Source organism: Beijerinckia sp. L45, from assembly GCF_009765775.1.
Classification (GTDB): Bacteria; Pseudomonadota; Alphaproteobacteria; order Rhizobiales; family Beijerinckiaceae; genus RH-AL1.
In genome coordinates, this window is sequence record NZ_LMUU01000268.1 from 1 (window position 1) to 690 (window position 690).

1 pseudogene is annotated in these 690 nt (G+C 67.8%); it reads left to right on the forward strand.

Features of this window, described 5'->3' with window-relative positions:
• Nucleotides 1–690: pseudogene (locus GSQ79_RS27235) on the forward strand (hypothetical protein); the annotation flags it as partial.

Below are 690 nucleotides of genomic sequence, written 5' to 3' on the forward strand. Positions count from 1 at the left end.
CCACAACGCAGGTCTCCGGTCTGACCGGCACCCAGGTCGCCAGCCTCACCGCCGCGACCTTGGGCGAACTCGGCACCGACAACCTGCAGGCTCTGACCTCGACGCAGGTCGGCAGCCTCACGGCAGCGGCGCTGGGTGGTCTGACTTCGGACAACCTGCAGGCGCTGACGACGACGCAGGTCGCCGGCATCACCTCGACGCAGGTCGCCGGTCTCACCACGACGGCGCTCAACAACCTGTCCTCGACGGAAGTGCAGAGCCTCAGCACGACGCAGCTGAAGGGTCTGACCGCGACGCAGCTCAACGGCCTCGCCTCGGCGACGCTGAACGAGCTGACCACGAGCCAGGTCTCGGCCCTGACTTCGACGCAGGTCAGCAGCCTCACCGTGACGACGTTGAGCAATCTCGGCACCACCAACCTTCAGGCCCTGACCTCGACCCAGGTCGGCAGCCTCTCGGCGACGGCGCTGGGCGGTCTCAGCTCCGACAACCTGCAGACCTTGACGACGACGCAGGTCGCCGGCATCACCTCGACCCAGCTCGCCGGCCTCACGACCACGGCGCTCAACAACCTGTCGTCGACGGAGGTGCAGAGCCTCACCTCGACGCAGCTGAAGGGTCTGTCCGCCACCCAGCTCAACGGCCTCGGCTCGACGACGCTGAACGAGCTGACCACGGACCAGGTCGCCG